At 62.2% G+C, this 25,744-nt stretch carries 19 protein-coding genes; 8 read left to right on the top strand and 11 right to left on the bottom strand.

Features of this window, described 5'->3' with window-relative positions; all coding sequences use genetic code 11:
• Nucleotides 1-17 precede the first annotated feature (17 nt).
• Nucleotides 18-1,562 (top strand): MDR family MFS transporter, encoded by a 1,545-nt coding sequence (locus P272_RS0101935; RefSeq protein ID WP_029677886.1) that lies wholly within the window; start codon nucleotides 18-20, stop codon nucleotides 1,560-1,562.
• 118 nt (nucleotides 1,563-1,680) lie between these two features.
• On the opposite strand, the gene P272_RS0101930 is transcribed toward P272_RS0101935, so the two are convergent.
• Nucleotides 1,681-2,097 carry a DUF3052 domain-containing protein gene (locus P272_RS0101930; protein ID WP_024627263.1) on the bottom strand — a complete coding sequence of 139 codons (417 nt, stop codon included), beginning with the start codon at nucleotides 2,095-2,097 and terminating at the stop codon, nucleotides 1,681-1,683.
• 51 nt (nucleotides 2,098-2,148) lie between these two features.
• A complete protein-coding gene (locus P272_RS0101925) occupies nucleotides 2,149-3,015 on the bottom strand; it encodes a YlbL family protein (protein WP_029677885.1) in 867 nt (288 codons plus the stop codon).
• A gap of 94 nt (nucleotides 3,016-3,109) precedes the next feature.
• Here P272_RS0101925 and P272_RS0101920 point away from each other — a divergent pair, with 94 nt between their 5' ends.
• The gene (locus P272_RS0101920) at nucleotides 3,110-4,732 is read left to right on the top strand and encodes a zinc-dependent metalloprotease (protein ID WP_029677884.1); all 1,623 of its coding nucleotides are present in this window, start codon (nucleotides 3,110-3,112) and stop codon (nucleotides 4,730-4,732) included.
• 41 nt (nucleotides 4,733-4,773) lie between these two features.
• On the opposite strand, the gene P272_RS0101915 is transcribed toward P272_RS0101920, so the two are convergent.
• Nucleotides 4,774-6,264, bottom strand: a complete 1,491-nt coding sequence (locus P272_RS0101915; RefSeq protein ID WP_029677883.1) for an ATP-dependent helicase — start codon at nucleotides 6,262-6,264, stop codon at nucleotides 4,774-4,776.
• A 103-nt stretch (nucleotides 6,265-6,367) separates the two neighbouring features.
• Here P272_RS0101915 and P272_RS0101910 point away from each other — a divergent pair, with 103 nt between their 5' ends.
• Both P272_RS0101910 and P272_RS0101905 read left to right on the top strand, forming a co-directional pair.
• Nucleotides 6,368-7,942, top strand: a complete 1,575-nt coding sequence (locus P272_RS0101910; RefSeq protein WP_029677882.1) for a phosphotransferase family protein — start codon at nucleotides 6,368-6,370, stop codon at nucleotides 7,940-7,942.
• Between the two features lie 89 nt (nucleotides 7,943-8,031).
• On the top strand, nucleotides 8,032-8,271 hold the full coding sequence (locus P272_RS0101905) for a DUF3107 domain-containing protein (RefSeq protein WP_024627268.1): 240 nt from the start codon (nucleotides 8,032-8,034) through the stop codon (nucleotides 8,269-8,271).
• 65 nt (nucleotides 8,272-8,336) lie between these two features.
• Here the strand turns inward: P272_RS0101905 and P272_RS0101900 are convergent, their stop codons facing one another.
• Nucleotides 8,337-9,224, bottom strand: a complete 888-nt coding sequence (locus tag P272_RS0101900; RefSeq protein WP_029677881.1) for a PHP domain-containing protein — start codon at nucleotides 9,222-9,224, stop codon at nucleotides 8,337-8,339.
• Between the two features lie 71 nt (nucleotides 9,225-9,295).
• On the opposite strand from P272_RS0101900, the gene P272_RS0101895 reads away from it, so the two are divergent.
• On the top strand, nucleotides 9,296-9,904 hold the full coding sequence (locus tag P272_RS0101895) for a vitamin K epoxide reductase family protein (RefSeq protein ID WP_029677880.1): 609 nt from the start codon (nucleotides 9,296-9,298) through the stop codon (nucleotides 9,902-9,904).
• On the opposite strand, the gene dapF is transcribed toward P272_RS0101895, so the two are convergent.
• Entirely contained in the window at nucleotides 9,905-10,870 is a 966-nt protein-coding gene (gene dapF / locus P272_RS0101890; RefSeq protein WP_029677879.1) for a diaminopimelate epimerase, read from the bottom strand. It lies immediately after the preceding gene.
• Between the two features lie 67 nt (nucleotides 10,871-10,937).
• On the opposite strand from dapF, the gene murI reads away from it, so the two are divergent.
• Together murI and P272_RS0101880 are read left to right on the top strand one after the other, a co-directional pair.
• A complete protein-coding gene (gene murI, locus P272_RS0101885) occupies nucleotides 10,938-11,723 on the top strand; it encodes a glutamate racemase (RefSeq protein ID WP_029677878.1) in 786 nt (261 codons plus the stop codon).
• Nucleotides 11,724-11,790: 67 nt separating this feature from the next.
• A complete protein-coding gene (locus P272_RS0101880; protein WP_029677877.1) occupies nucleotides 11,791-12,642 on the top strand; it encodes a patatin-like phospholipase family protein in 852 nt (283 codons plus the stop codon).
• Nucleotides 12,643-12,704: 62 nt separating this feature from the next.
• Here the strand turns inward: P272_RS0101880 and P272_RS0101875 are convergent, their stop codons facing one another.
• The gene (locus tag P272_RS0101875; protein ID WP_044097641.1) at nucleotides 12,705-13,670 is read right to left on the bottom strand and encodes an SPFH domain-containing protein; all 966 of its coding nucleotides are present in this window, start codon (nucleotides 13,668-13,670) and stop codon (nucleotides 12,705-12,707) included.
• Nucleotides 13,671-13,836: 166 nt separating this feature from the next.
• Between P272_RS0101875 and P272_RS0101870 the strand changes: the two genes are divergently transcribed.
• Nucleotides 13,837-14,784: an aldo/keto reductase gene (locus P272_RS0101870; protein ID WP_029677875.1), complete on the top strand. Its 948-nt coding sequence runs from the start codon at nucleotides 13,837-13,839 to the stop codon at nucleotides 14,782-14,784.
• Nucleotides 14,785-14,906: 122 nt separating this feature from the next.
• On the opposite strand, the gene ileS is transcribed toward P272_RS0101870, so the two are convergent.
• The 5 genes from ileS to P272_RS0101845 all read right to left on the bottom strand — a co-directional run bounded on the left by ileS (nucleotide 14,907) and on the right by P272_RS0101845 (nucleotide 25,714).
• Nucleotides 14,907-18,251: a mupirocin-resistant isoleucine--tRNA ligase gene (gene ileS, locus P272_RS0101865; RefSeq protein ID WP_044097640.1), complete on the bottom strand. Its 3,345-nt coding sequence runs from the start codon at nucleotides 18,249-18,251 to the stop codon at nucleotides 14,907-14,909.
• 274 nt (nucleotides 18,252-18,525) lie between these two features.
• The gene (locus P272_RS0101860; protein ID WP_029677873.1) at nucleotides 18,526-19,800 is read right to left on the bottom strand and encodes a glutamate-cysteine ligase family protein; all 1,275 of its coding nucleotides are present in this window, start codon (nucleotides 19,798-19,800) and stop codon (nucleotides 18,526-18,528) included.
• 70 nt (nucleotides 19,801-19,870) lie between these two features.
• Nucleotides 19,871-22,171 (bottom strand): glycoside hydrolase family 3 N-terminal domain-containing protein, encoded by a 2,301-nt coding sequence (locus P272_RS0101855; protein ID WP_029677872.1) that lies wholly within the window; start codon nucleotides 22,169-22,171, stop codon nucleotides 19,871-19,873.
• Between the two features lie 69 nt (nucleotides 22,172-22,240).
• Nucleotides 22,241-24,253, bottom strand: coding sequence for a beta-galactosidase (locus tag P272_RS0101850; RefSeq protein ID WP_441293851.1), 2,013 nt, complete (start codon nucleotides 24,251-24,253; stop codon nucleotides 22,241-22,243).
• A 105-nt stretch (nucleotides 24,254-24,358) separates the two neighbouring features.
• Complete coding sequence (locus tag P272_RS0101845) at nucleotides 24,359-25,714, bottom strand: glycoside hydrolase family 30 beta sandwich domain-containing protein (RefSeq protein WP_029677870.1); 1,356 nt, start codon at nucleotides 25,712-25,714, stop codon at nucleotides 24,359-24,361.
• Nucleotides 25,715-25,744: the final 30 nt, after the last annotated feature.

Genomic DNA, 25,744 nt, shown 5'->3' with positions numbered 1-25,744 from the left:
ATAAGAGGGGGTTCGGGTTGTCACAGACAGTCGATACAGGCAGTGGCAGGAAGACCAACCGCACCCTGGTGACGGTGGCGGTCTTCATCGCCACCTTCATGACGGCCATCGAGGGGACCATCGTCTCCACCGCCATGCCCACCATCATCGGGGACCTGCATGGGCTGTCCATCATGAACTGGGTCTACTCCATCTACTTGCTCATGACGGCGGTCACCACGCCTATCTACGGCAAGCTTTCGGACCGCTTCGGTCGCAAGCCGCTGCTGACCATCGGTCTGCTGGTCTTCGTGATCGGGTCCACCCTGTGCGCCCTGTCCCAGTCCATGCCCCAGCTGATCGGCGCCCGTTTTCTGCAGGGCCTGGGGGCAGGCGCCATCCAGCCGCTGACCTACACGGTCCTGGCCGATATCTATCCATTGGACAAGCGGGCGGGCATGATCGGCCTGAACGGCTCGGCCTGGGGCATCGCCTCCATCATCGCCCCCCTGCTGGGAGGCTTCATCGTCCAGCAGATAAGCTGGCACTGGGTCTTCGCCATCAACGTGCCCATCGGCCTGCTGGTCATCATCATGATCCAGATCTTCCTGAGCGAACATATCCAGGCGCGTGAAACACGCGTCGACTACATGGGCATCGGACTGCTCAGCGTCTGCCTGATCTGCCTGATGCTCTGCCTGCAGAGCCTGGGATCGGCGGGCGATGCGCGGATCACCCTGATTCTGGCTGCGGCCACCGTGGTCACCTTTGCCCTGCTTCTTCATGTGGAGGGCCGCCAGGAGGATCCCATCCTGCCCCTGCGGCTCTTCCGCATCAGGACCTTCGTCATCCAGAACATCTGCATGCTCCTGGTGGCCGGATTCCTCATGGGCTTCGACACCTACATGCCCATCTGGATGCAATCTGTTCTGGGAATGAATCCCTCCCTGGGCGGCTTTGTGGTCACCCCATCTTCCATTCTTTGGCTCCTGGGCGCCTACCTGGCCGGACCTCTGACCATGCATCACCCGCCGCACCGGGCCACCAACATCGGACTGGCCTTCATCCTGACGGCCTGTGTCTGCTACATAGCCGTCCCTCAGGCCACTGCCTACTGGGTCTTCCTGGTCATCTCTGCCGTGGTCGGCTTCGGCTTCGGCCTGACCATCACCACCTCGACCATCACCGCCCAGAGCGTGGTACCGGCGGGTGACGTGGGCGCCTCGACCAGCTTCAACACCCTGGCCCGGTCCCTGGGGCAGACCCTGATGGTCTCCATCTTCGGCATCGTCATGAACACGGTCATCGCCCGCGAGGTGCCTCAGTACAAGGGACTGACCGAGGATATGATGAACAGCATGATCAACCCCGCCACGGCAGGGAGCATCCCCTCACGCCTGCTGGGACCGGCCCGCACCATCGTCTTCGACGGCCTGCATTGGATCTTCCTGGTGGGTCTGGTCATCCTGATCATGGCCCTGGTGGCCAACCTCTGCGACATCCGCTCGCGCACCCTGCTGGCCGAATATCAGAACAAGGCCACGACGGTGGCTCCTGCCATTGCTGAGAAGGGCGAGCAGTAAAGGCCGCTGGCCAACGGATTCTTCCGGGAATTCCTCATGAATGACAAACGAGGTGGTGGGCACCGGTTGACCCCGATGCCCACCACCTCGTTCATTGGCGCTTATGCAGCCAGAAGTCTTACTTGCCCTTGCCGAAAGCCCGCAGCTGGGTGGCGTTCCAATCCTTGCTGACGGTGGTGGGCATCAGGGCGTTCATGCCCGCAGTCTTGGCCGCATTGGAGACGACCCCTGGCGCCGAAGCCCCAGGCCTGCCAGGCTTGGGAGTCAGCACCCAGAAAGGCGCTCCCTTGTTGACCATGGCCGAGGCATCCATGATGGTATCCGCCAGATCGTCCTCCGCATCGCCGTCCCGCCACCAGATGATGACCCCATCCACGGCTGCGTCATAGTCCTCGTCCACCAGCTCCTCGCCGGTCAGATCCTCAATCCTGGTCCGGATCCCGTCGTCGACATCGTCGTCCCACATCCATTCCTGAACGATATCTCCGGGATGAAAACCGAACTCTTCCGCTGTATAGGTTGTAGTCTCAGCCACGGCTTCAGCATAACAAGACTGCCGGAATTCACCAATTGGACCGGCCTTGTCTTACTTGCCCTTGGCGGCTGTGCAGCGAGGCAGCCCCTCCCCCTGGCCATGGCCGATGGCCACCAGGGCCTTGTAGGCATCGTCCAAGGTGGACACCCGGACATCGCGTAGCCCTTTGGGCACATGACCTGCCACCTGTGAGCAGTTGGCCGCCGGGGCCAGGAACCAGGTGGCGCCGTCCCGCCTGGCACCCAGCATCTTCAGCTGGATACCGCCGATGGCCCCGACCCGTCCCTTCTGATCCATGGTGCCGGTTCCAGCGATGGTCAGACCGCCGGTCTCCTGCTCCGGAGTGATTTTGTCGATGGCCCCCAGGGTGTACATGAGTCCGGCCGAGGGACCGCCGATGTCGGCCACCCTCATGCTGAATTGCAGGCCTGACACGTCATATCCTCGGGCCTTGAGGAAGGCCAGAGCCTGGGCTGATGCGGCCTTCTGGGAGCCGTGCATGTCGCCCTGCTCCTGGCGCTTGTACTCCTCAACGCTCTGTCCGGGGGGGACCACGGCCTCCTGGGGAAGCACCGTGGCGTGGGGGTCGGCCCAGCCCACCAGGGCATCAAGGTTGGAAGCCGGGTAGCCGGGGATTCCGCGGGCATTGACCGTGGTCATCAGTAGGCGACCCTTGTCATGGTGAACCTGGCCGCCCTTCACCTTGATGACAGGTGAGCCCTTTGAACTTCCCAGCACATCCTGGGTGGGGCCGGGCGTCTCGATGGTATAGGGCGATGGGAGGAAGAGCACCAAGATGGCCAGAATGACCAGAAGACCGCCGACCAGCATTTTGCGGGTGGGTCCGCCAAGCGTCCCGGCTTGCCTTTCGGGTGCGCCTGTGGCGCAGTGATCCGATTTCCCGTGCGGAAGTGTCATAGCTCCAATATTATGGTTGATGAAGACGATAATCCCGGCAGACGTCAACCTTGAGGGCGGACGGCCTGCCTTGGCGAGGACTGGAATCAAAGCTATGGACGAGAATGCAATCCACCAATGGCTCATCGAGTGCTTCGGCCCGGTGCAGGGCGAGCTGGCCTGGAGTCAGTTCTCACAGCTGCCTGAGTCCATCCGCTCCCAGATGGCGGCCCAGGGAGCCGATCAACTGCCCAAACCCGCCGAGGTTCAGGCCCTGATCCAGGCCTTCACTGCTGGAGGGCTCAACACACCTGCCGATATGCAGGCCCAGGCTGACCAGGGTCCCATCAACGTTGCACTGGCCAAGAACATCGCCTTGGGACGCACCAGGGCCGACCAGTCCGATACCACAGTCACAGCCGAAGACAGCGACAGGGTGGCCCGAGTCATGAGCGAAGCCAACCTCTGGCTGGACACCGTCTGCGCCTTCGACCCCGCCCCGGGCCAAACGCAAGCCCTGACCCGTGCCGGATGGATCGAGGGCAGCATAGACGCCTGGGTAAAGTTCGCCTCCCCGGTGGCCCAGGCGGTCAGCGATGCCTTGACCTCCGTCATAAGCCAGCGCTTCCAAGGTTTCGATCAGGGCGAGATTTCCGGGATGTTCGCCGGACCTGTGCCCATTCCACTGCCGGACAACCTCAAGGATCCCACCACGCTGATGAAGCTGCTGGGAAACACCTCTTTCGCCATGCAGCTGGGGCAGGCCGCCGGCGAGCTGGCCAAGGAGGTCCGCGGAGGATTCGACCAGGGCATCCCGCTGCTGAAGAACCCCGCCGGCGCCCTCATTCCGCAGAACATCAAGACCTACGCCAAATCCCTTGAACTGGATCTGGACGAGGTTACCCGCTACATGGCCCTCAAAGAGGCCGCCCACGCCCGGCTCTACGCCGCCGTCCCCTGGTTGATGCCGCGCTTCGAGGCCCTGATCGGCAAATACGCCCGGGGAGTCTCCATCGACCTGGACGCTGTGGAGGACCAGCTGCGCGATGCTGAGCAAATCAACCCCGAATCCATTGCCGGCGCCATCAACCTCAGCAATGTCGGCATCGAAGACACCCCTGAGCAGAAGGAGGCCCTGCACAGCCTGGGCGACCTGCTGGCCCTGGTCGACGGCTGGGTGGATTGCGTGGTATGGAACGCTGGCATGGCCCACCTGCCCCACCTGGAGCAGCTGCGGGAGATGACCCGACGCGAGCGCGCCGTGGGAGGGCCGGCGGAGCAGACCTTCGAGTCCCTGCTGGGACTGCATCTTCATCCCAAGCGTTTGCGAGAGGCCGCCGACCTCTGGGAGCGCATCACCGCTGACGAGGGCGTGCAGGGCCGCGACGATCACTGGTCCCATCCTGATCTGCTGCCCTCCCTGTCTGTCAAGGAGGATGCCGACCAAGTCGGAACATCAACCTCTGCAGACGGGCAATCCGAGCAGAAGGCCGACACTCCCGCCACCTCAGTGGATTGGGATGCCGAGCTGGACAAACTGCTGAATGCCGAAGAGAAGGATTCCTCTGCCAACCCGATCACCCCGGCAGACTCCGACGCTTCCAATGACCAGGGGCATCCAGACCATGAGACTCCTGGCAGCCAGAAGAGCGCCGGCAAAGATTCCAAGAATTTCGATGATGGCCACCCGGACCAGGACGACTCGGACAGAGACGACTCGGACAACGACCACGCCTGAACAGCGGCTCCCCCATGTTCCGAGGGCCCAGGCGATAGCGCTCAGCGGTGAATGAACCGGCTGGGAGCGCGTCGGACGAAGGCGCTGCCGTCCTTATGCTCCGCGTAGGAAAGGTGCAGGGTGTCCTCGGCACGGGTCACCCCTACGTACATGAGACGGCGTTCCTCTTCCAGGGCATCCCCCTCCGGCGGTGAACCAAAGGGAATCAACCCCTCGGCACAGCCCACGATGAAGACATGGGGGAACTCCAATCCCTTGGCGGCGTGAATGGTAGAGACCGTGACCCTCCCCTGGCCTATGCCTCCCTCCAGCTGTTCCAACACCTCCTGCTTGCTCAGATTGACCGACTGGTTCTGCCAGCCTGACTCGGTGCGCACCCGGTAGCCGATTCCATGTTCGTGTAGCGCACGGCAGATCAGGGTCTGCTGGGCGTTGATCCGAGTCAGTATTGCAAACTGGCCGGGCCGGGCCCCCTTCCGGATCATGGAGGATATACGGGAGGCCACGGCCCCAGCCTCATCAGCATCGTCCTCATAACGGGTCATCGCGACCCTGCTACCCTCCTGACGGGCGGAGGTCAGCTTCAGATAGTCGTCACGCACCGGCGAGCGCGCCAGAATACCGTTGGCGTATCGAACCACCCTTTCTGTGGACCGGTAGTCGGTGGATAGGTCCAGATCGGCCTTGATGCCAGGGAATTCCTGGGGGAAGTTCAGCAAGTAATAGGAGGTGGCCCCCGCGAAGGAGTAGATGGTCTGGGCCGGGTCCCCCACCACGCAGATGTTCTGCCTGCCGTTGAGCCAAAGTTTGAGCAGCCGGTGCTGCAGGGGCGAGACATCCTGGTACTCGTCCACCGTCAGCCAGCCGATTCGGTCTCGAATATCTGCAGCAGCCTGTCCGTCTTCTTCCAATATGTGACAGACCAGCAGGAGAATATCGTTGAAGTCCATCTGATTATGGGCGGCCTTGGAACTCTCGAAGACCGTGTACAGATCGGCCATCCGATCAGCCTCCAGACCGGCCGGCGGCAGACGGTGACTGGCTGCGCAGACCCGAACGTAGTCCTGGGGGGCAATCAGCCCCACCTTGGCCCAGTTGATCTCCGCAGTCAGGTCCCTGACCTGGCCCGGGTCGGCCTCCTGCCCGCAGACCCGCTGGTAGGCAGAAGACACCAAGGGGCCCACATCCTCAATCAAATCGGGAGGATAGGTCTCGCTGACCTGGGGCCAGACCCGCCTGAGCTGGTGCAGGGCCGCCGAATGGAAGGTCGCCGCCTGCAGGGAGGCCGACACGCCAAGCTTGGTCAGTCGATCACGCATCTCAGCCGCGGCACGGACCGAAAAGGTCACTGCCAAGGTTCTGGAGGGCTCCCAGCTGCCGCACGCACAGGCATAGGCCATCCGCCGCGTGATGGTCCTGGTCTTCCCGGCTCCGGCCCCTGCGACGATCCGCACAGGCCCGTCAAGCACGGTAGCCGCCTGCCGCTGGGCGGGATCCAGCCCCTCCAGCAATCGTTCCTCATCCTCATGCACACCCCCATTGTGTCAAAGGCCGGTACCGGAACCGGCGGCGGCGTGCCCATGTGGTCAAGTGGACAACCGTATCCACAACAGTCCTTGTATTATCCTTGAGAATGTGACTGAACGAACGAAGCTGACCCTGGCCGCCCTGGCGTCGGCCGCCATGCCCGAGGTGCCCGTGACCGGCGCGCGGGATTGCGACCAGCTCAGCAGCCTGGACCGTGCACAGGGCGTGGACTGTGCGGTGGTCCAGGACGCGACCGGCAACGTCTACGACGTCTGGGCCACCAGCTCGGAGGCCGGCAAACGTCGGTTGGCCGCTCGAGTCAAGGCGGCCCACGCCCTGGCCGATGCCAAGGAGATGGCGGCCATGGGCTTCCAGGTCGAGCGCATCCTGGCCTACCAGCCAGGCGAGAAGGCCGACAGCCCGACCGGCACCACAGCTGTTGCCGTCATGACCCACTGCCCAGGCCGAATCCGTCCCCTTCATCTGCTGACCCTGAACGAATGCACGGCTGCAGGCACAGCCATCGGCGCCATCCACAGGGTGCGCCCTGATTTTCTGAAAACCCACGGATATCCGGCCTTCTCCACCGCCCAAATCGCGGCACAACTGCGCGGATGGATCAAGCGGCTGCGCATGGACGGCCATGTGCCCAAGGAAATCACCGATTCCTGGGCCTCCATCGTGGCAACCGACGGACTCTGGTCCTTCGACACCTGCACTGTGCATGGGGGCTTCTCAGACGGTGATCTGCTCTATGCAGGTTCAGGACTGAGCGGGGTCTACGGTTGGCAGGACATGCAGATTAACGATCCTGCCCGTGACCTGGCCTGGATCTTCGCCAAGCTTGACGGATCACGCCGCAACGCAGTCATTGCAGCCTACGGCAGGATGATGGGGGCCCGACTGGACGACCTGATCATGCTCCGGGCCAATCTCTGGCTGCAGATGGAGCAGGTGGGAGACTTCATCACCGCCTTGGATCATGCAGACAATGAACGGATCATCCAATTCAAGGCCCAGGTTGAGCGCCTGGCCCAGCAGCTGGGCGACCATGAGCAGGACCAGCGCGCCCGTCGGCAGCAGAAGATGCCAAGTCCGTCACCCGCTGGCGCACCCTCCACCATCACCGTGGGCACCCTGTTGGGCGACGACAATGCTGAAGACCCCTCTGCCGCCAAGATACAGGAGAATCCAACACCAAAGCCGGACCTCGACTCAGCAGAAGCGTCGGATGAAAGTTCGGCCACCATCGCCATCAACAGGGCGGAAATAGCTGACCTGGCTCTGGCCCAGACCGCCATGGACCACTCCGATGCCAGGAATAAATCCAAGCCACCAGCTGTTGCTCCTATTCCCAAGGAGGAGGAATCAGGCCTGAGCGATCACTTCCGCGGCATCGGTAACCCAACCACCGGTGACGAAGATGCGGATGGCGAAGCGGACCCGAAGGCTGCAGTAAGCCGCTCGTCCGCAGACCCATCCGGAGACGGCCAGCCCTCGGCTGCTTCCCAGCCGCACGATGCCTCGCCAGCTCAGGCTCTTGCAAGCGATCAGGCAGAGACCATCGTCCTTCCCAGAAAACCCCTGCCCGAGCAGACCCCCACACTCACCACAGACGGACAGACATCGGCATCGCCGCCGGAAACCGGCTCTTCCCCGGAGGAGCCCCACGGGGACGCTTAGAGCGTAATCATCCGGGTCAGCGAATAATGAGACCGGAAGATCCGTGGACCGGCAGGTCTGGGCGACGGAGAACAACCTTGGAGGTAGCAATGGATATCGAATTCGGCATCAAGAACGTGGCCCGCACGGTCAACTTCAGCACCAATGCCAAGGCGGACGAGGTGGCTGCCCACATCGCCCAGGCCCTGAACGAGGGCGGACCCATCGATTTGGTGGACGACAAGGGTCGGCACATCATCGTTCCCAAGGAGTCCTTGGGCTACGCAGTGGTCGGTTCCGACACCACCCATCCTGTGGGCTTCGGCGTTCTGGGAGGTTCCTCTGACTGAGGTTGTGATTGCCTGATGGGGGCGGCCGGGTCCTTGGTGGTCCGACCGCCCCCGATTCGTATCCGCTAACCCCTCCAGGCCACCGGACGGCTCCCCCGGGCCCTATCCACTATTCGCGCTACCACCTCATCAGTGGTGCTGTTCTCCCCCATCTGATTGGGCTTGCCTCGGCCGTGCCAGTCCGATCCTCCAGTCACCAGCAGCCCCCAGCGTTGGGCAAGGGCCAGGAGCCGTCGGCGTTGCTCAGGCGGATTGTCCCTGTGCCAGACCTCCAGACCGCCCAGCCCCTCCCTGGCCAGCGCGGCGATCTGCTGATCGGAGAGTAGAACGGGATTACGGTTGACCGCACCGGGGTGGGCGATGACCAGGACTCCGCCCGCATGGTTGACCGCTGCCAGCACCTGATGGGTGGTCGGCGATGGCGTAGGCAGGTAGTAAGCGCTTCCGGAGGAACAGACCCCGGCAAAGGCCTGGCTCCGGTCGGCATAGACACCGGCCTTGACCAGGGCATCGGCGATATGCGGACGACCCACCGTGGTCTTCGACCCCTCCTTGACCTGGTCCAGCACATCCTGCCAGGTAATCGGATAATCCCGGGATATCCGCTCGACCATGGTCCTGGTTCTGGTCAGCCTGGCCTCCCTGGTCTTGGCGAAGAGTCCGGTGATGACCGAATCCTCGGGATCGTAGAGATAGGCCAGCATGTGAACCGAGACACGGCCATCCTGCGCAGTGATCTCAGTACCCGGCAGCAGAGGCATTCCCAGGTCCTGGGCCGCCTGACGGGCCTCATCCCAGCCCGCATTGGTGTCATGGTCGGTGATGGCCAGACCTTCCAGACCCAGCTGTTGCGCCTGCTCGACCATCCCCCGCGGCGTCACGGTGCCGTCGGAGAACACGGTGTGGCAGTGCAGATCCCAGCCGGAGGCCGTGACAGTATCCTCATGCGTCATGCCTCCATCCTAAACTCGTGAACGCGTTCCCGTCTCAGAGAACCCTCCCGACCACCGAGGTGATGGACCCCATGAGTGAACCGACCTCTTCAGCCACTTCAAGCTATCTGATTGCCGCCCTGGCCTCACTTGCAACCCTCTATGCCAGCCTGGTCCTGTCAGCGGAAACACTTCAGCTGGCACGTCATCCCCAGGGCCAGCTCAGCTGTGACATCAACTCGGTGGTCTCCTGCTCAGCCGTGGCCCAGTCGCCCCAGGCCGAGCTGATTCGCCTGGGCACCCTGCCGGTCCCCAATGCCTTTCTGGGGTTGATAGCAGAATCTGTATTCCTGACGCTGGCCGTAGTGGGCCTGTGCCGTATCAAGATGCCCACACTGCTGGCGGCAGGGACCTGGCTGGCCTCCCTTGCCGCCCTGGCCTATGCGCTCTGGCTGTTCACCCAGTCGCTCTTCGTCATCCACGCCCTCTGCCCCTGGTGCCTGGTCATGACCTTCGCGACCAGCCTGCAATTCATGGCCTTCAGCCATGCCACGGTCATCCAGCAGGGGCTGCCTCGCAAGCGGCCAGAATGGCTACAGACCTATTACCAGCGGCACTTCGACCTGATGGTCGACCTGATCTGGCTGGTCGCCCTGGCAACCATCGTTCTGGCTGTGGAAGGATCCGCCCTCTTCGGCTGATCAGCAGCCGGGAACATTCTCCAGGGTCAGACGGGCCACCATTCTGGCCGGTCCTGTCAGCCATACATCCTGCGGGTCCACGTCCACCTGCAGACGGCCTCCACCCACCTGAATGGTCCAGTGATCGATTCCAGTCAGGGCCCGCAGCAGCACACCGCTGGCGCACAGACCGGTCCCGCAGGACAGAGTCTCGCCGACGCCACGCTCATATACCCTCATGGTGGCCCGACCGCTGCCATTCTCAGCATCCAGGGCATCCAGACGCAGGAATTCCACATTCTGCCCTTCATCCAGCCCAGGCCTGACCCGCGGCGGGACCGACAGGTCCAGATCACCCAGGCCAGGCAGATCAGTCCTGGCCAGCAGGTCAGTCATAGTCTCGGGCAACCCATCGGCCTCTGGTTCGGCAGCGACTGAGTTCATAACGACTGCATGGGGATTTCCCATATCCACCAAGGTGCCGGGAGCCGAGCCTGACAGGGCTCCGCCGTCGACCAGCTGTTGCCCCACTGGGCCCATCCGCCAGGATCCGACCTTGACCTTGAACACATGCTCGCCCTCGCATTGCATAGGACTGCGCGAGACGATCCGCTTGACCCCGGCCCGGGTCCCCAGCAGGAAGGATGAGCCCTCCATGGTCGGCGTCAGCCCCTGCTTCTGGGCAAAGAGGGTGACGGCCCGCGTCCCGTTGCCGCACATCTGAGCCAAGGAACCGTCCGCATTGCGATAATCCATGAACCACTGGCAGCCGAAATGGTCGCAGGTATCCACCTGCTCCTGGCTCAGATCGCTGACATCAGCCGGGTGGGTCAGCCGGATGACCCCGTCGGCTCCGACCCCGAAATGCCGGTCACACAGCCATCTCACCTGGTCGGCCGTGGGCTCCAGATCCCCCCGTGGATCGGCGTAGACCACGAAATCGTTGCCGGTGGCTTGCATTTTGTAAACAGTCCGGGGAATACTCATGCTTGTAGCGTACGGCCCTTCGGCGACAGGCTAGGCTGGTTTTTCGGCTGCGGAAGGAGCGGATCACATGGCATCAGATGCACCGATCGGGATCTTTGACTCCGGGCTGGGCGGTCTGAGCGTCACCGCGGCCATCCAGAGCCTCCTGCCCCAAGAAAATCTGCTCTACTTCGGTGATTCTGCCTACGCCCCTTACGGCACCAAGGAGCCGGCCCAGATCACCCGGCGCTGCCAGGTCATCGGCGACCGGTTCATGGACCAGGGCGTCAAGGCCTTGGTCATCGCCTGCAACACCGCCACCAGCGTCTGCGTGGATCAGATGCGCCGACGTTACCCGGTCCCTGTCATCGGCATGGAGCCGGCGCTGAAACTGGCCTGCACACGAGGCGGAGGCCGGCCTCAGCGAGTTCTGGTCACGGCCACCCCGCTGACCCTGAAGGAGGCCAAGTTCTCGCGCCTGATGGCACGATTCTCCGACAAGCACACCATCCTGACCCAGCCCTGCCCAGACCTGGTGACCATTGTGGAGTCTGACAAGTTAAAGGATCAAACCCTGGTCGATGCCACCCTGCACCGTTATTTGGACCCCTATGATCTGCAGAGTTTGGATGCCTTGGTTCTGGGCTGCACCCACTTCGTCTTCTTCCGCCAGTCCATCGCCCACATCTGCCCGCCGAACCTGGCGCTGATCGACGGCAACCCGGGAACAGCCCGCCACCTCAAGGATCTGCTGGCCCAAGCCGATGCCCTCAACCCGGGCCCTGGCCCCGGCAGAGTAGAGATCGCCAACTCTGATTCCTCACCAGCCATGCTGGATCTGTCCAAGCGGCTTCTAGCCTCTTGCCGCCCCTGAACAGCTTGTCCAACGTTCACGCATAAGCTGTCATCAAGCGCGAAATTTGTCAGGAATCGAGGTGCCCATGGCACGCAAAAGAACAGCCGTCATCGACGTAGGCGGCGGCTACCGGTCCATCTTCGGCGCCGGCGTCTTCGACCGCTGCATGGAGCAGGGCATCACCTTCGATCACTGTTACGGGGTCTCAGCCGGAAGCGCCAATCTGGCCTCATTCCTGTCGGGCCAGCTCAGACGCTGCTACCGCTTCTACACCGTCTACTCATCCCGCAAGGAGTACGCGAGTGTGAGCAACTTCCTGACCAAGCACACCTTCGTCGACCTGGACTATGTCTATGGCAAACTGTCGGCTCATGATGGGGAATGCCCACTGGACTATCCTGCTTTAAAGGCCAATCCTGCCCTGTTCACCATTGTGGCCTGCAAGGCTAGTGACGGATCGACCGCTTACTTCGACAAGTCGGACCTGGCCCAGGACAACTATGACGTCCTCAAGGCCTCGTCCACTGTGCCAGTAGCCAATAAGCCCTACATGATCGATGGCGTGCCCTATCTGGACGGTGGCATCGCCGATCCAGTCCCGGTCCGCAAGGCCATGGACGAGGGCTATGAACGCATCGTCCTGGTCCTGACACGCCAGAGGGATATTCTGCGCGAGCAGAAGAAGGATGTCCTGCCGGCCCGAATCCTGGCCAGGACCTATCCGGCGGCCGCCGAGCGCCTGATGGAGCGCTATCGCACCTACAACGACGAGGTGGCCATAGCCAAACAAGCCGAGAAGAAGGGCCAGGTACTCATCCTGGCCCCGGATAGTCTATGCGGGCTGACCACGCTGAGCAAGTCACTCAAGGGACTCAACGCCATGTACGACAAGGGCTATCGGGCTGCCGAGGCCATAGCCGACTTCCTGAAGAGCTGAAATCCGCCTCCGCCGGGCCTGCCACGTAAAGGGCAGATTTTCTTCGGCTCCTCCATGAGACCTTAGAGAGACGGTGCCTCGGTCCCGCCCTCTGTCCGTACCTCCCCACGGCCGTCTCGGGGATCCACACTCTCTTGACTCTCCTGGCTGCTCTGGGCGGTCATCAATGCAGCGGTCATCTGGTTGAAGAGGTCGTTGTACCCGCCGGGGGTCGACGCAGGCAGAACCAGGGTCTTGGCATTGCCGGACTCGGCCAGCGAACGCATCACATCAAGATACTGGTTGAAAAGCACCACATTGTTGACAGCGTCGATATCCATGCCCACGGCCCGCAGACTGTTGATCTGGTCCACAATACCGTTGGCGATCTCCCGCCGGTAGTTGGCCTGGCCCTCGCCCTGCATCCTGGTCTTCTCCGCATCAGCCCTGGCCTGGGTCTCGATCTCGATCCGACGCGCCTCGGCACGCTCCCTAGTGGCCTCCTTCTCACGCTGGGCCGCATTGATGGAGTCCATTGCCTGCTTGACCTCGTTGGAGGGATCGATAGCAGTGACCAGGGTCTTGATGACCGAGAAACCGAAACGCTGCATCTCCTGGCCTACAGTCTGCTGCACGTCGGAGGCGATATCGTCCTTGCGAGCGAAGGCATCATCCAGGCTCAGGGCCGGAATGGCCGACCTGAGGGCGTCCTCCATGTAGGAGCGCAGCTGGCCCTCCGGATCGCCCAGCTCGTAGTAGGCCGTAGCCACGTTGGCTGCCTCCACACGGAACTGTGCAGAGACCTCAACCGTGACGAAGACGTTGTCCTTGGTCTTGGTCTCCAGCTTGACGTTCAGCTGGTTGACCCGCAGGTTGGTTTTGGTCGCCACCCGGTCCACTAGGGGAATCTTGACATGAATGCCCGCCAGGGCCACCCGCTGGTACTTGCCGAAGCGCTCGATGACATATGCCTTTTGCTGAGGCACCACGAAGATTCCCAGGAGGAAGATGACCAGCACAACGACCAGAATGACAATGCCCAAACTCATAAGCGTTCTCCTTCGAGCTTAAAACCTTTGGATGCCGGACCTACAAACCGCACCATTCCAGCCTTTCCCATCCTTTATACATGATGAACCCGACTGGATTAATCCCCTCTGACGATAAAGCGGTAATAGACTCGGCGTAACAAGACTTCAGACTGAAAGGATGAACATGGCAAAGCTACGCGACATTGACGCCGATATCTTCCCCCTGGTCCTGGGAGGCAACACCTTCGGATGGACGAGCGACGAATCCGAGTCTGACCGGGTCCTGGACGCCTACACGGAAGCCGGAGGCAACCTGATCGATACAGCTGACGTCTACTCGGCATGGGCCCCCGGCCACTCCGGCGGCGAGTCTGAGATCGTCCTGGGCCGCTGGCTGGCCAAGAACGGCAACCGCAACAAGGTTCTGGTGGCCACCAAGGTCAGCCAGCACCCCCAGTACTCCGGTCTTTCGGCCAAGAACATAGAGGCCGCCGCCGACGCATCCCTGCTCAGGCTGGGCCTGGACGTGATTGACCTCTACTACGCCCACTTCGACGACAGCTCCACCCCCTTGGAGGAGACTGCGGCAGCCTTCGACAAGCTGGTCAAGGAGGGCAAGGTCCGGGCCATCGGAGTGTCCAACTACACCCCGGACCGGATCCGTGAATGGTTCAGCATTGCACGCAAGGAGGGTCTGACCCTGCCGGTGGCCCTGGAGCCCCAGTACAACCTGGTCTACCGCAAGGACTATGAGGGTGGCCTCATGCAGGTCGCCAAGGACGAGGATCTGGCGGTCTTCCCCTACTTCTCGCTGGCTTCGGGCTTCCTGACGGGCAAGTACCGGACCATGGACGACCTCAAGGGGAAGAAGCGCGAGGGCATGGTCAAGGACTTCTTTACCCAGGAGGGACTGGACGTGGTCGCCGCCATGGACGGCATCGCCAAGGCCCACGGGGTCGAACTGGCCACCGTCGCCCTGGCCTGGCTCAACCACAGGCCTGGGATTGCGGCCCCAATCGCCTCTGCACGCACCCCTGAGCAGCTGCCGGCCCTGCTTGCTGCTGCCCATCTGGAACTGAGCGACCAGGATATGCAGACCCTGGATCAGGTCAGCGACAAGGTCAAGGGCTGATCTGCAAGCTTCGTTGCCAGCAGCAGGGCCGATTTTGACGCAATCGGCCTTCCCAGCAGACAGATCGAATGAAAAGGGCTTCCGTCCAATACAGGATGGGAGCCCTTTTATGCGACTACGGGTCAGGCCTTGACCAGGTCGACCTGCGACTGATCCACATCGCCGACATTGACGGTCATGCTGGTGGCCAATGTCTCGTGGGCGATCAGGTCGTTGAACTGCTGGGCCTTGGGGGCATCCTCAGCAGGCAGGGTCAGGGTCAACCGAATCCGGTCGGCGATGTCCAGACCGGCGGTCTTTCGGGCATCCTGAACCTGGCGGATCAGATCCCTGGCATAGCCCTCGGCCAGGAGGTCGTCGTCCAGCTGGGTGTCGAGGATGACGAAGCCGCCGGTGGGCAGGGCTGCGGAGGCCGACCGGTCGGCCTGGGAGCCATCCTCCTGCTCGATCCGGTTGTCCAGCTCGTATTCGCCTGGTTCCAGGGCCACCGGTCCGTCGGGTGTAGTGACGACCACATGGCCATCCTGCTCTGACCAGTCGCCCTGCTTGGAGGCCCGGATGACGAACTGGACCTGCTTGCCCAGTCGGGGTCCGGCCGCTCGAGCATTGACCTTGAGATCGTGGATGATTCGCAGGCCGTGCTGGCCGGCCTGGTCCAGGGTGCAGAACTCCACATCCTTGATGTTGAGCTCGGACTTGAGCACATCCACGTAGGGCCGGGCCGCATCGGGGTCACGGACCACCACGGTCAACCGGGACAGGGGCTGGCGGACACGGATCTGCTCGGCCTTGCGCAGGGCCAGGGTGGCCGAAACCACCTCGCGGACCTTCTCCATGGCGGCTACCAGGGCAGGATCGTCGCGCAGGACCTGTCCCAATTCAGTCTCCCGCCCGGTGGCCTCATCGGCCAGGAAGGGCCAATCGGCCAGGTGGACCGATTCGCCGCCGGTCAGACCACGCCAGATCTGCTCGGCCTCCATGGGTGCCAGGGGGGCCAAAACGCGGGCGAAGGCCTCCAGGACCGTGTAGAGGGTGTCGAAGGCCTGGTGGTCCTCGCCCCAGAAGCGGTCGCGGTTGTTGCGGATGTACCAGTTGGTCAACACGTCGATGAAGTCGGTCACCGCATCGCAGGCATCCGAGATGGCGAAGTCGTCCAGGGCCTTCTGCACCGACTGAATCAGCCGACGCGCCCGTGCCAACAGGAAGCGGTCCATCTCCGGCAGGTCGGCCACACGGTCCGGTGTCAGTGCCTGGGCCTGGTAGCCGGCGCCCTTGTTGGCCGCGTTGGCATAGAGCGTGTAGAAGTAGTAGGAGCTCCAGACCGGCAGCATGACCTGACGGACCGTGTCGCGGATGCCATCAGCGGTGACAACCAGGTTGCCGCCGCGCAGGATGGAAGAGCTCATCAGGAACCAGCGCATGGCATCGGATCCGTACTTGTCGAAGACCTCGTTCACATCCGGATAGTTGCGCAAGTGCTTGCTCATCTTCTGGCCGTCGGAGCCCAGGACGATGCCGTGGCAGATCACGTTCTTGAAGGCCGGCCTGTCGAAGAGGGCCGTGGACATGATGTGCATGGTGTAGAACCAGCCGCGGGTCTGGCCGATGTACTCCACCACAAAATCACAGGGATCCCTGTCCTCGAAGTACTGCTTGTTCTCGAAGGGATAGTGGAACTGGGCGAAGGGCATGGATCCCGACTCGAACCAGCAGTCCAGCACATCGGTGATCCTGTGCATGGTGGACTTGCCGGTCGGGTCGTCCGGGTTGGGCCTGGTCAGTTGGTCGATCCAGGGCCGATGCATGTTGATCTGTCCCTTGTCATCGGTTGGGTAACGGCCGAAGTCCTTCTTGAGCTCATCCAGGGACCCGTAGACATCCACCCGGGGGTACTTGGGATCGTCCGAGACCCAGACCGGGATGGGTGAGCCCCAGAACCTGTTGCGGGAGATGGACCAGTCACGGGCGTTGGCCAGCCACTTGCCGAACTGGCCGTCCTTGACGTTTCCGGGGATCCAGTTGATCTGCTGGTTGAGTTCCAGCAGACGGTCCTTGATCTTGGTCACGGAGACAAACCAGCTGGAGACCGGCTTGTAGATCAGCGGGGTGCCACAACGCCAGCAGTGGGGGTAGGAGTGGACGTAGCTCTTCTCCTGGAAAAGGAGAGCCCGATGCTCGGCTGGGATCTGTGCCAGGGGGCCATCGCCTGCGCGCAGGTTGCGCACGATGGGCATGTTGGCGTCGAAGGCCTGCAGGCCCTGGTAGTCAGGGCACTGCTCGGTGAAGACGGCCCCGGCATCGAGCACGTCCACGCTGCGGATCCCCTTGGCGTTCAGGGTGTTCATATCATCCTCGCCATAGGGAGCCTGGTGGACCAGGCCGGTGCCCTCCACAGTGTCGACGTAGTCGGCCGTGTAGATGGTATAGGCGTTGGGGCCAGGGGTGCCACCCTCGGATTCGGCCTGCTCGCCGGCGAAGTAGGGGAAGACCGGCCAGTACCGCCAGCCCTCCATCTGGGACCCCTGGAGGGTGCGGACCACCTGGTAGTCCTCCCCCAGCTGCTTGGCGTAGTCTCCCAGGCGGGCCGTGGCGATATAGAAGCGCTTGCCGGCGAAGGGCCCGGACACCGGGCTGACCTCCGAGTACTCGATGTCGGCGCCGACCACGATGGCCAGGTTGGTGGGGACGGTCCAGGGGGTGGTGGTCCAGAAGACCGCATAGGCGTCCTCATCCCTGAGCTTGACGGCCACGGAGACGGTGGTGTCCTGCCGGTCCTGGTAGACATCGGCATCCATGCGCAGCTCGTGGTTGGACAGCGGTGTCTGGTCCTTCCAGCAGTAGGGCAGCACCCGGTAGCCCTCGTAGGCCAGACCCTTCTCGTAGAGGGTCTTGAAGGCCCACATGACCGACTCCATGTAGGAGACATTCAGGGTCTTGTAGCCGTGGTCGAAGTCCACCCAGCGGGCCTGGCGGTGGACGTAGTCCTTCCACTCACTGGTGTACTTGAGCACCGAGGCGCGGCAGGCGTCATTGAACTTCTCGATGCCCATCTGCTCGATCTGATCCACGCTGTCGATGCCCAGCTCGCGCTGAGCCTCCAGCTCGGCAGGCAGACCGTGGGTGTCCCAGCCGAAGACCCGGTTGACCTTGTGTCCCTTCATGGTCTGGTAGCGGGGAATGACATCCTTGACGTAGCCGGTCAGCAGGTGCCCGTAGTGGGGCAGGCCGTTGGCGAAGGGCGGACCGTCGAAGAAGACGAACTCGTTGTCGGCGTGATCGCCGGACGGGCGGCGATCCACCGACTTGTTGAAGGTGTCGTCCTGATCCCAATAGTCCAGAACGCGCTCCTCCATGTGGGGGAAGGAGGGATTGGGTGTCACCTTGGCCAGAGCCGGGTCCACCACCGCCTTGGGATAGACTTCGCCGTCCCGATTCTTCGCACCTGAGGTATCAGTGGTCTGATTCACCGTTCACACTCCTCGCTGGTCGTTCATATCGCCATGTCGAGGACGAGGGACCCATGGGGCCCACCGCGGTACCACCTCGCTTGCCCGGCCAATGACCCACGCCGGACCGCTTGATCTGGGCTATGCGGGCCCACCCGTCGGTTCTACTGAGGACTGCCGCGAGCAATCCTGTTCTTCCGAGGGCTCCCCGCTGATGACGGATCAAGGCCCATTGGTGACCAGATTATACCATCCTCAGGAAACCGTTCTCGCCCGTTCGCATAACGAACAGTCGTCAGGATTGAAAGCGATCGGGATGACGAGGATCACCCGGCAGCTCATCCAGAGTGTCCTCTGCACCTAGCGCCTGCCGCCAGAAGTCCAGGGAGCGACCATAGGGGCTGGCCTGGCCGCCACGGACCTGCAGGTCGGCCTTGGCTGCAAGCACATCCTCCTCGCTCACCCCGTCCAAAAGTCCGACCAGTTTGGCGAATCGATCCGAGTCATAGAAGATGCCACCGACGACCTCAAGAAGTCGGCTGGCACGTTCCATGGGCAGGGAATCCCAGTGCCTGAGCTCGATGTAATTCTTCAGACGGACATCATTGAAGTGCGTGGTCAGGATGTGCGCTATCTCAGCATCGTTGAGACGGCGGTCAGGATAGATCTCCCCGGCGTTCTCATGCCAGGCGATGAAGACCTGCTGCCCCTGCGGCCCCTCCACCTCCGGAGTATGGGAGACGTCGGCCACCATGAGCGGGGTGGATAGCATATCCACGGCATAGTCCTCCCAGCCGAAGCCGTCCTCGAACAGCCCAGGAATCAGACCTGTGCGCTGGGTGTCGAGCCAGTCCCAGATGCGCTGGCGCCGCAGGGGCATGCGGTTGGGCTTGCCCTCGAAAATTGGAGTGTTGCGGAAGAAGTAGGCCAAAATGGGCCCGATGACCGTGCCCAGACGGATCTTGGCGATGGCATCGTCCTCGTCCTGGTAGTCGATGCTGATTTGGGTGGAGGCGGTGCTGCGCATCATCATGGGTCCGCACTGGCCGATGCGACCCAGGTAAGTGTTCATGACCGCATAGCGTTCCTTGGGATTGACCCCCACATCCGCGTAGGACCCAGCCGGACGGTACCCGTACTCAACCAGCCGGAACCCCAGACGCTCAGCAATGGGATCGACCTCGGCACGGAAGCGACGGTAGAGATCCTCGAATTCTCGGCTGTCCCGGACCACGCCTAAGGAGCACTCCACCTGGCTCCCGGGCTCCAGAGAGACCACGCAGCCCGGTCTACTCAGCCCGACCAGGTGACCGTCCTCCCGGTATTCCTTATCGCCGTCGTAGCAGGGCTCCAATGCAGACAGCAGGGCCTCGATACCCCGCTCCCCCTCATAGGGAACCGGGGCATCGGACCCATCGTTGCGGACCGGCAGATGCTCAATCTCGATGCCGAACCGCCACTGGGACCGCGGCTTTGACCCGCGAGAGAAGTAGTCGACCAGGCTGGCCACATGCCGCGGATTGGGGACCGTCAACAGGTGCGCATACCCAGCGCCTACGCTTTTGCTCATGCTGTCATGTTAGGAGCGGGCGAAGGCCCTGGGCAACCAACACGCGAGGAGTTCCGCTACCGGACAGTGGTCAACCCACGGTCACCATCACAGCCTGCAGGTCTTCCCTGCGCGAGGAGGAACCCACCAGCACCTGGAACTTACCAGGCTCGACCCTGCGGTTGCAGTCGGCATCGACCAGGGTCCACTCGGACACCGGCAGATCGAAGGCCACCTTCCGGGTCTGCCCTGGATCCAGCTGAATCCTTTGGAAGGCCTTGAGCTCGCGGTCAGCCCAGCTGACGGAGGTCACCAGGTCGCTGATATAGACCTGAACCACCTCGGTGCCTGGCCACTGGCCGGTGTTGGTCAGATCCACGGTCACTCTGACCGTATCCTCGGGTCCAACCGTATCCGGTCCATCGACCTGTGGCTTTCCGTATGCAAAGGTGGTGTAGCCCATACCCTGACCGAAAGCGAAGGCCGGATCCTGGGTCAGATCGGCATAGCGGTTTCCATGCTGGCCCCGAATCTGGTTGTAGTAGACCGGGAGCTGCCCGGCATGCCTGGGGAAGGTGATGGGCAGTCTGCCTGTGGGTTCAACCTTGCCGGTGAGAATCCTGGCCAGGGCACGACCGCCCTGCATGCCCGGGTCGGGCTGCCAAATCAGAGCCCTGGCCGACTGTGCGGACGGGGGCAGGATCAACGGCTTGGAGGACATGAGCACGATGACCATGGGCTTGCCCGTCTGCGCCAAGGCATCCAGCAGATCGCGCTGAGGACCATAGAGTTCCAGGGTGGCAGTCGAACGGCCCTCGCCCACCAGCTGGACCACGTCGCCTACCACGGCCACCACCAGGTCGCTTTGCCTGGCCAGGTCTAGGGCCCTGTCGAAGCGGCCCTGATCGATCCTGGCCGGGGCCGCCACCTTGGGCCTGGGCTGGCCGTCGGGGAAGAGTTTGCCCGCCGGGTCGTCGACCAGACGAAGCACGTCGACGCCCTGCTCGCAGTTGAGCTGCCAGTTTTCAGGCAGCTCCTGGCGCAGACCGTCGGCCACGGTCGAGATCATCTCCCGAGGCTGGTCCTTGATCCAGTCGCACTGACCCGAACCGCCGGCCCAGTCCCCCAGCTGGTTCTGGGCATCGTCCATCAGCGGACCCACCAGGGCGATGCTGTGCACTGAATCATCACCGGGGCGGCCATCGGCATCAACCCCGCCGAACAGGGGCAGGATTCCGTCGTTCTTCAAAAGAACTACCGACTCCTGGGCCACCTGGAGGTTGAGCTCCTGGTGCTCCGGTGAGTTAATGATCGCTTTCTGGGCCTCGGGGTCGGGCAGACGCGGATCCTCGAAGAGCCCCATGCGGAATTTCAGGGCCAGGATGTGCTTGACCGCCCGGTCAAGGTCCTCCTCGTGCAGCAACCCGGCATCCAGCGCATCCAAGGCCCCCTGGTAGAAGCCGGGCGTGGTCATGATCAGGTCGTTGCCGGCCTTGACGGCAGCCGCGGCGGCCCTGGTGTAGTCGGGCTGCACCTTCTGCTCCCAGACCATCCTGCCCACGTTGTCCCAGTCGGTGATCAGGGTGCCCTGGTAACCCCACTGTCCACGAAGCACATCGTTGAGCAGCCAGTTGTTGATGGTGACCGGTACCCCGTCGATGGACTCGTAGCCCAGCATGAAGGTGGCCACACCCTCCTTGGCCAGCCGCTCGAAAGGCGGCAGGAACCAGGAGAGCAGCTTGCGGTGCGAAAGGTCGGCCTCGGAGGCGTCGCGCCCGCCCTGGGTCTCGGAGTAGCCGGCGAAGTGCTTGGCCGTGGCCAGCACAGCGTCCTTGGGCAGGGTTCCGGTCATGGCTGATCCGCCCTGATAGCCGCGCACCATGGCCGAGGCCATCTCGCCGATCAGGAAGGGGTCCTCGCCGAAGGTCTCATCCACCCGGCCCCAGCGGGTGTCCCTGGCTATGCAAAGCACCGGAGAGAAGGTCCAGTGGACGCCTGTTGTGGCGACCTCCTGGGCTGTGGCCCGCCCCATCCGCTGGACCAATTCAGGGTCGAAGGAGGCTGCCATGCCCAGCTGCTCGGGAAAGATGGTGGCCCCGCGGAAGAAGGAATGGCCATGGATGCAGTCGTCACCAATCAGCAGGGGAATGCCCAGACGGGTGCGATGAACGGCCTTGTCAGCCTTGATCATGTTCTGCGGAGAGACATGCAGCAGGGACCCGGCGTGCTGATCCACCACCTCCTTGTCCACTCCCGAGCGGGCATCAAGCTGCATCATCTGGCCCACCTTCTCCTCAGGGGTCATCCGGCCCACCAGGTCGGCCACTCGCTCATCCACGCTTAGGTCGGGATTGCGGTAGGGCAGGTCCTCCGTCAACTTTCTTGATGCCATCTGGGCACCTTCCTTTCTTTCGGAGCACTAATCCACTCATATATTTAGTCCGGTCAGCCCGAAGCCGGTCTATCGAACAATGATTGCCAGGTCCCAGGGTCCTATGGTCATGGACTGGCCCTGGTCCACATGCGCCTGAGGATCGGCCTGTCCGTCAGCAACCAGCAAATGCCCCTCATAGGGTGCGTCGAGCCTGACCTCCTTGGAGGAATAATTGAGCAGGTAGGCAACCTGCTCTGCCAGGGAATTGATGCCCTCCCGCACGGTGACCAGACCAGCCAAGTCCCGGGCGGGACCGTTCAAGCCAGCCGCATCCGCCGCATCCGAAAGCAACATCTGCATGCCCTGATCCGACGGCAGGGTGCCGATCCACTCCGCGCTGCCTTGGCCGTAATCATGACGGGTCACGGCTGCGTACCGCTTCCAGACCGGGTGGTCATAAGAGGCCAGGACCTGAGTGCCTGGTCTCGGATTCAGCAGCTCAATCAGTCCCTGGCAGGCCAGTCCGGCCTGGTCGGACCCGTGCAGATCCAGGGTCAGACCCTTGCCGGGACGAGTGAACTGGTTGTAGTCGATGCCGAACACGTCGGTCAGCAGGTGGGGAGCCTTGTCATGCCAGACCTTGAGGTTCTCGTCCGCCACGAAGGAGCGCAGCGTGGCCACCAGGTGACCTCCCTGACGGACATAATCAGCCAGGGCCTTCAGCGTATCCTCATTGCTGCTGTAAAGGGCAGGAACCAGGACCATGGCATAGCGGCCCAGCTGGGACCGGTCAGCCTTGTCGCTGATGAAGTCGCACTCGATGTTGAGTTCGAAGAGGGCATCGTAGACCCGTCTGACCACATCATTGTAGGAGATCTGCCCCTGCTGACGGGGGAAGCCGGTCTCCAGGGAGAACCAGTCCAGGGCGGTCAGGGAGTCGTTGCCCACCATGATGGCGACCTTGTTGCGCTTTTGAAGGTTGACCAGGTGCTCCCCCACACCCTTCTGCGCTATCTGCCTGCCGAACTGGCCGGCCTCCTCATAGGTGGGGTTGGGTTCCATATCCTGTGAAAGCAGCCCCTTCCAGTAGGTCTCGAAGGAGTTGTGGATGGAATGCCAGTGCCAATACATGACTCCGTCAGCACCCGATGCCAGATGGCTGTATGCCTGCAGCCGCAGCTGGCCCGGGTAGGGCAACCAGCCATTCTGCCCCTGGGCCTCGGTTTCCAGGACCAGGTAGTTGGCGCCACCTTTCAGACTGCGGGTCATGTCCCCGCCGAAGGCGATCTCCTTGCCGGTCAGGTCATCCTCAGTGGGGTGGTAGATGTCCACACCGGCCACGTCCAGGCATTCGGCCGCCTCGAAGTGATCGACGGCTGGTTGGACGCCATATGACCAGCCCGGGCCCCAGTCGAAATCGAAGTTGTGGGTGACGAACTGGTCGTCGCGGGCATATTCGCGCACGATGCCAGCCTGCCAAGCCAGGTAGCGGCTGACCTGGCTTCGGCGGAAGCGATCGAAGGCCGACCCCAGGGATGCATTGATGGTCCCGGTCAGATCGGGAAAGTCCTCCCAGGAGTCGATCCTGTTGGACCAGTAGTCCAGGCCAAAGGCAGCATTGAGACGGTCCAGATCATTGTCAAAGCGCCGTCGCAGATCCTTGACGAAGAGGCGCTGCATGTCGGGCGATACGCAGTCGTAGTACTTGGTCTCGTTGTCGACCTGGTAGCCGATCACCTGGGGGTTGTCCGCCACATGGCTTATCAGCCTGCGGATGACGCGCTCGCCATAGTACCGGTAGGAAGGATTGACAATGTCCATGATCTGACGAGCGCCATACCGGTTGTGGCCCTTGGGGGTGTCCGCCAGAACATCCGGATGCATGGCGACCAGCCAGGCGGGGACGGCATAGGTGGGCGTGCCCACGATGACCTGAATGCCGAAGCGTCCAGCCGCTTCCAGCACCCGGTCCACATGGCTGAAGTCGAATACGCCGGGCTGGGGCTCCAGGGTGCTCCAGGTGGATTCGGCGATACGAATGGTGGTGATGCCGGCGGACTTCATCATGGACATGTCCTTGTCCACCCGCTCATAGGGCATGTATTCGTCGTAGTAGGCGCATCCGAAGATGAGCTTGTCCGGAAGGCGCGTGCGGACTGCGTTGTCTGTCATGATGAACTCCAATCTTACTTTAAGAATCTCAATTTATAGGACGAAGGTGTTGAAGGATCGTGGCTCAAGGGTCGCCTTAAAACCTTGACTCCCTTCGCCGTCTTCTTCCGGCCCGGAGAAGGAGAAGGGCATGGCACGATCCAAGGCGTTCTGTGCCACGACAACGATCGATCCATCCGGGTTTTCGAAGGCTGTGGCCATGGAGCTGAAATGACCGCGGGTATCCAGCAGGCGAGCGCCCGGGCGCACATAGTGTGAGTAGTGGCGCATGACGTAGTACTCGGGATTCCGTCTGACCTGGCCAGTGGCAGTATCGACGGAGAAGAGGGAGTTCTGCCGCCAACCCCAGGTGGATATGCCCTGACCCAGGACCATGTTCCAGTAGGTGTAGCAGGTTGCTCCAGCCCGAAGATACCGGTTGACCAGCGAGAAGACGTATTCGGCGTATTCCCAGGTGTTGCCGCCCATACCGCATTCGGATTCGGTCTGCTCCAGCTCAATCTCCGGCCAGGACTGGTGGGTGCGCTCGATGACATGCTGGCCGGCCCACTGGTAACCGATGCCGGCGATGTACCTGCGGCAGTTCTCGTCGAAGAGAATGTTGTCCACGTACCGGTTGTAGTTTTCCAGGATCATGCCTTCGGGAGCGAATTTCATATCCTCGGGACCATTGAGCGTTCCCAGGAAGATGGCCGTATCCGGAGCCTCCTTGGCAAAGAGAGGACCCAGGTAGTCGCGGATGAAGATGCGCATGTCCTCGCTGGACCAGAGGCAGGATGGGAACTTCTGGTCCGCGAAGACCTCATTCTGCACATGCAGCTGGTCGATGTGGATGCCGCGGCGGTCATACTCGCGTACATACCGCAGAAGATAACGGGCATAAGCAGATAGGTTGCGTTCGCTCATGTCGATTCGCCCGAAATTGTAGACCTTGGGCCGTTTCATCCAGGTGGGCGGACTCCAAGGGCTGGCGAACAGTCCCATGTCCGGTTGGTACTTCTGGGCCTGGCGGATGTATGGAATCAGGGTCTGCTCGTCATGTTCGACGCTGAAATGCTCCAGGTCATAGTCGCCGTCGGTCTCGTCGTAGCTGTACCAACCCGCGGCGAAGTCATTGGCGCCCACCGGGGTCCTGTTGAAGGTCAGATTCAGCTCGTCAGGACTGAAGAGCTCACGGATGACCCCATCACGTTTCTCCTTCCCCAGCTCCTGCAAGGGCAGCCACCCCAACTCATTGAAGCAGCCGCCAAACCCTCGCAGAGTCTGCAACTTACCGCCGGTGTATTCCAGATCGGGCGATGACTCCAGCGCAGAGACAGCCAAGTGCTGTTCCTGCATGGCCTGCTGCCGAGTGGTTGCAACCCAAATCGGTTCTGCCTTCCTATTCATGAATCTTCTGCTCCTTTGCATGGTTTTCCT

This window comes from Bifidobacterium sp. 7101, assembly GCF_000499285.1.
Classification (GTDB): domain Bacteria; phylum Actinomycetota; class Actinomycetes; order Actinomycetales; family Bifidobacteriaceae; genus Bombiscardovia; species Bombiscardovia apis_A.
This window is presented reverse-complemented; position numbering and strand designations above follow the sequence as displayed.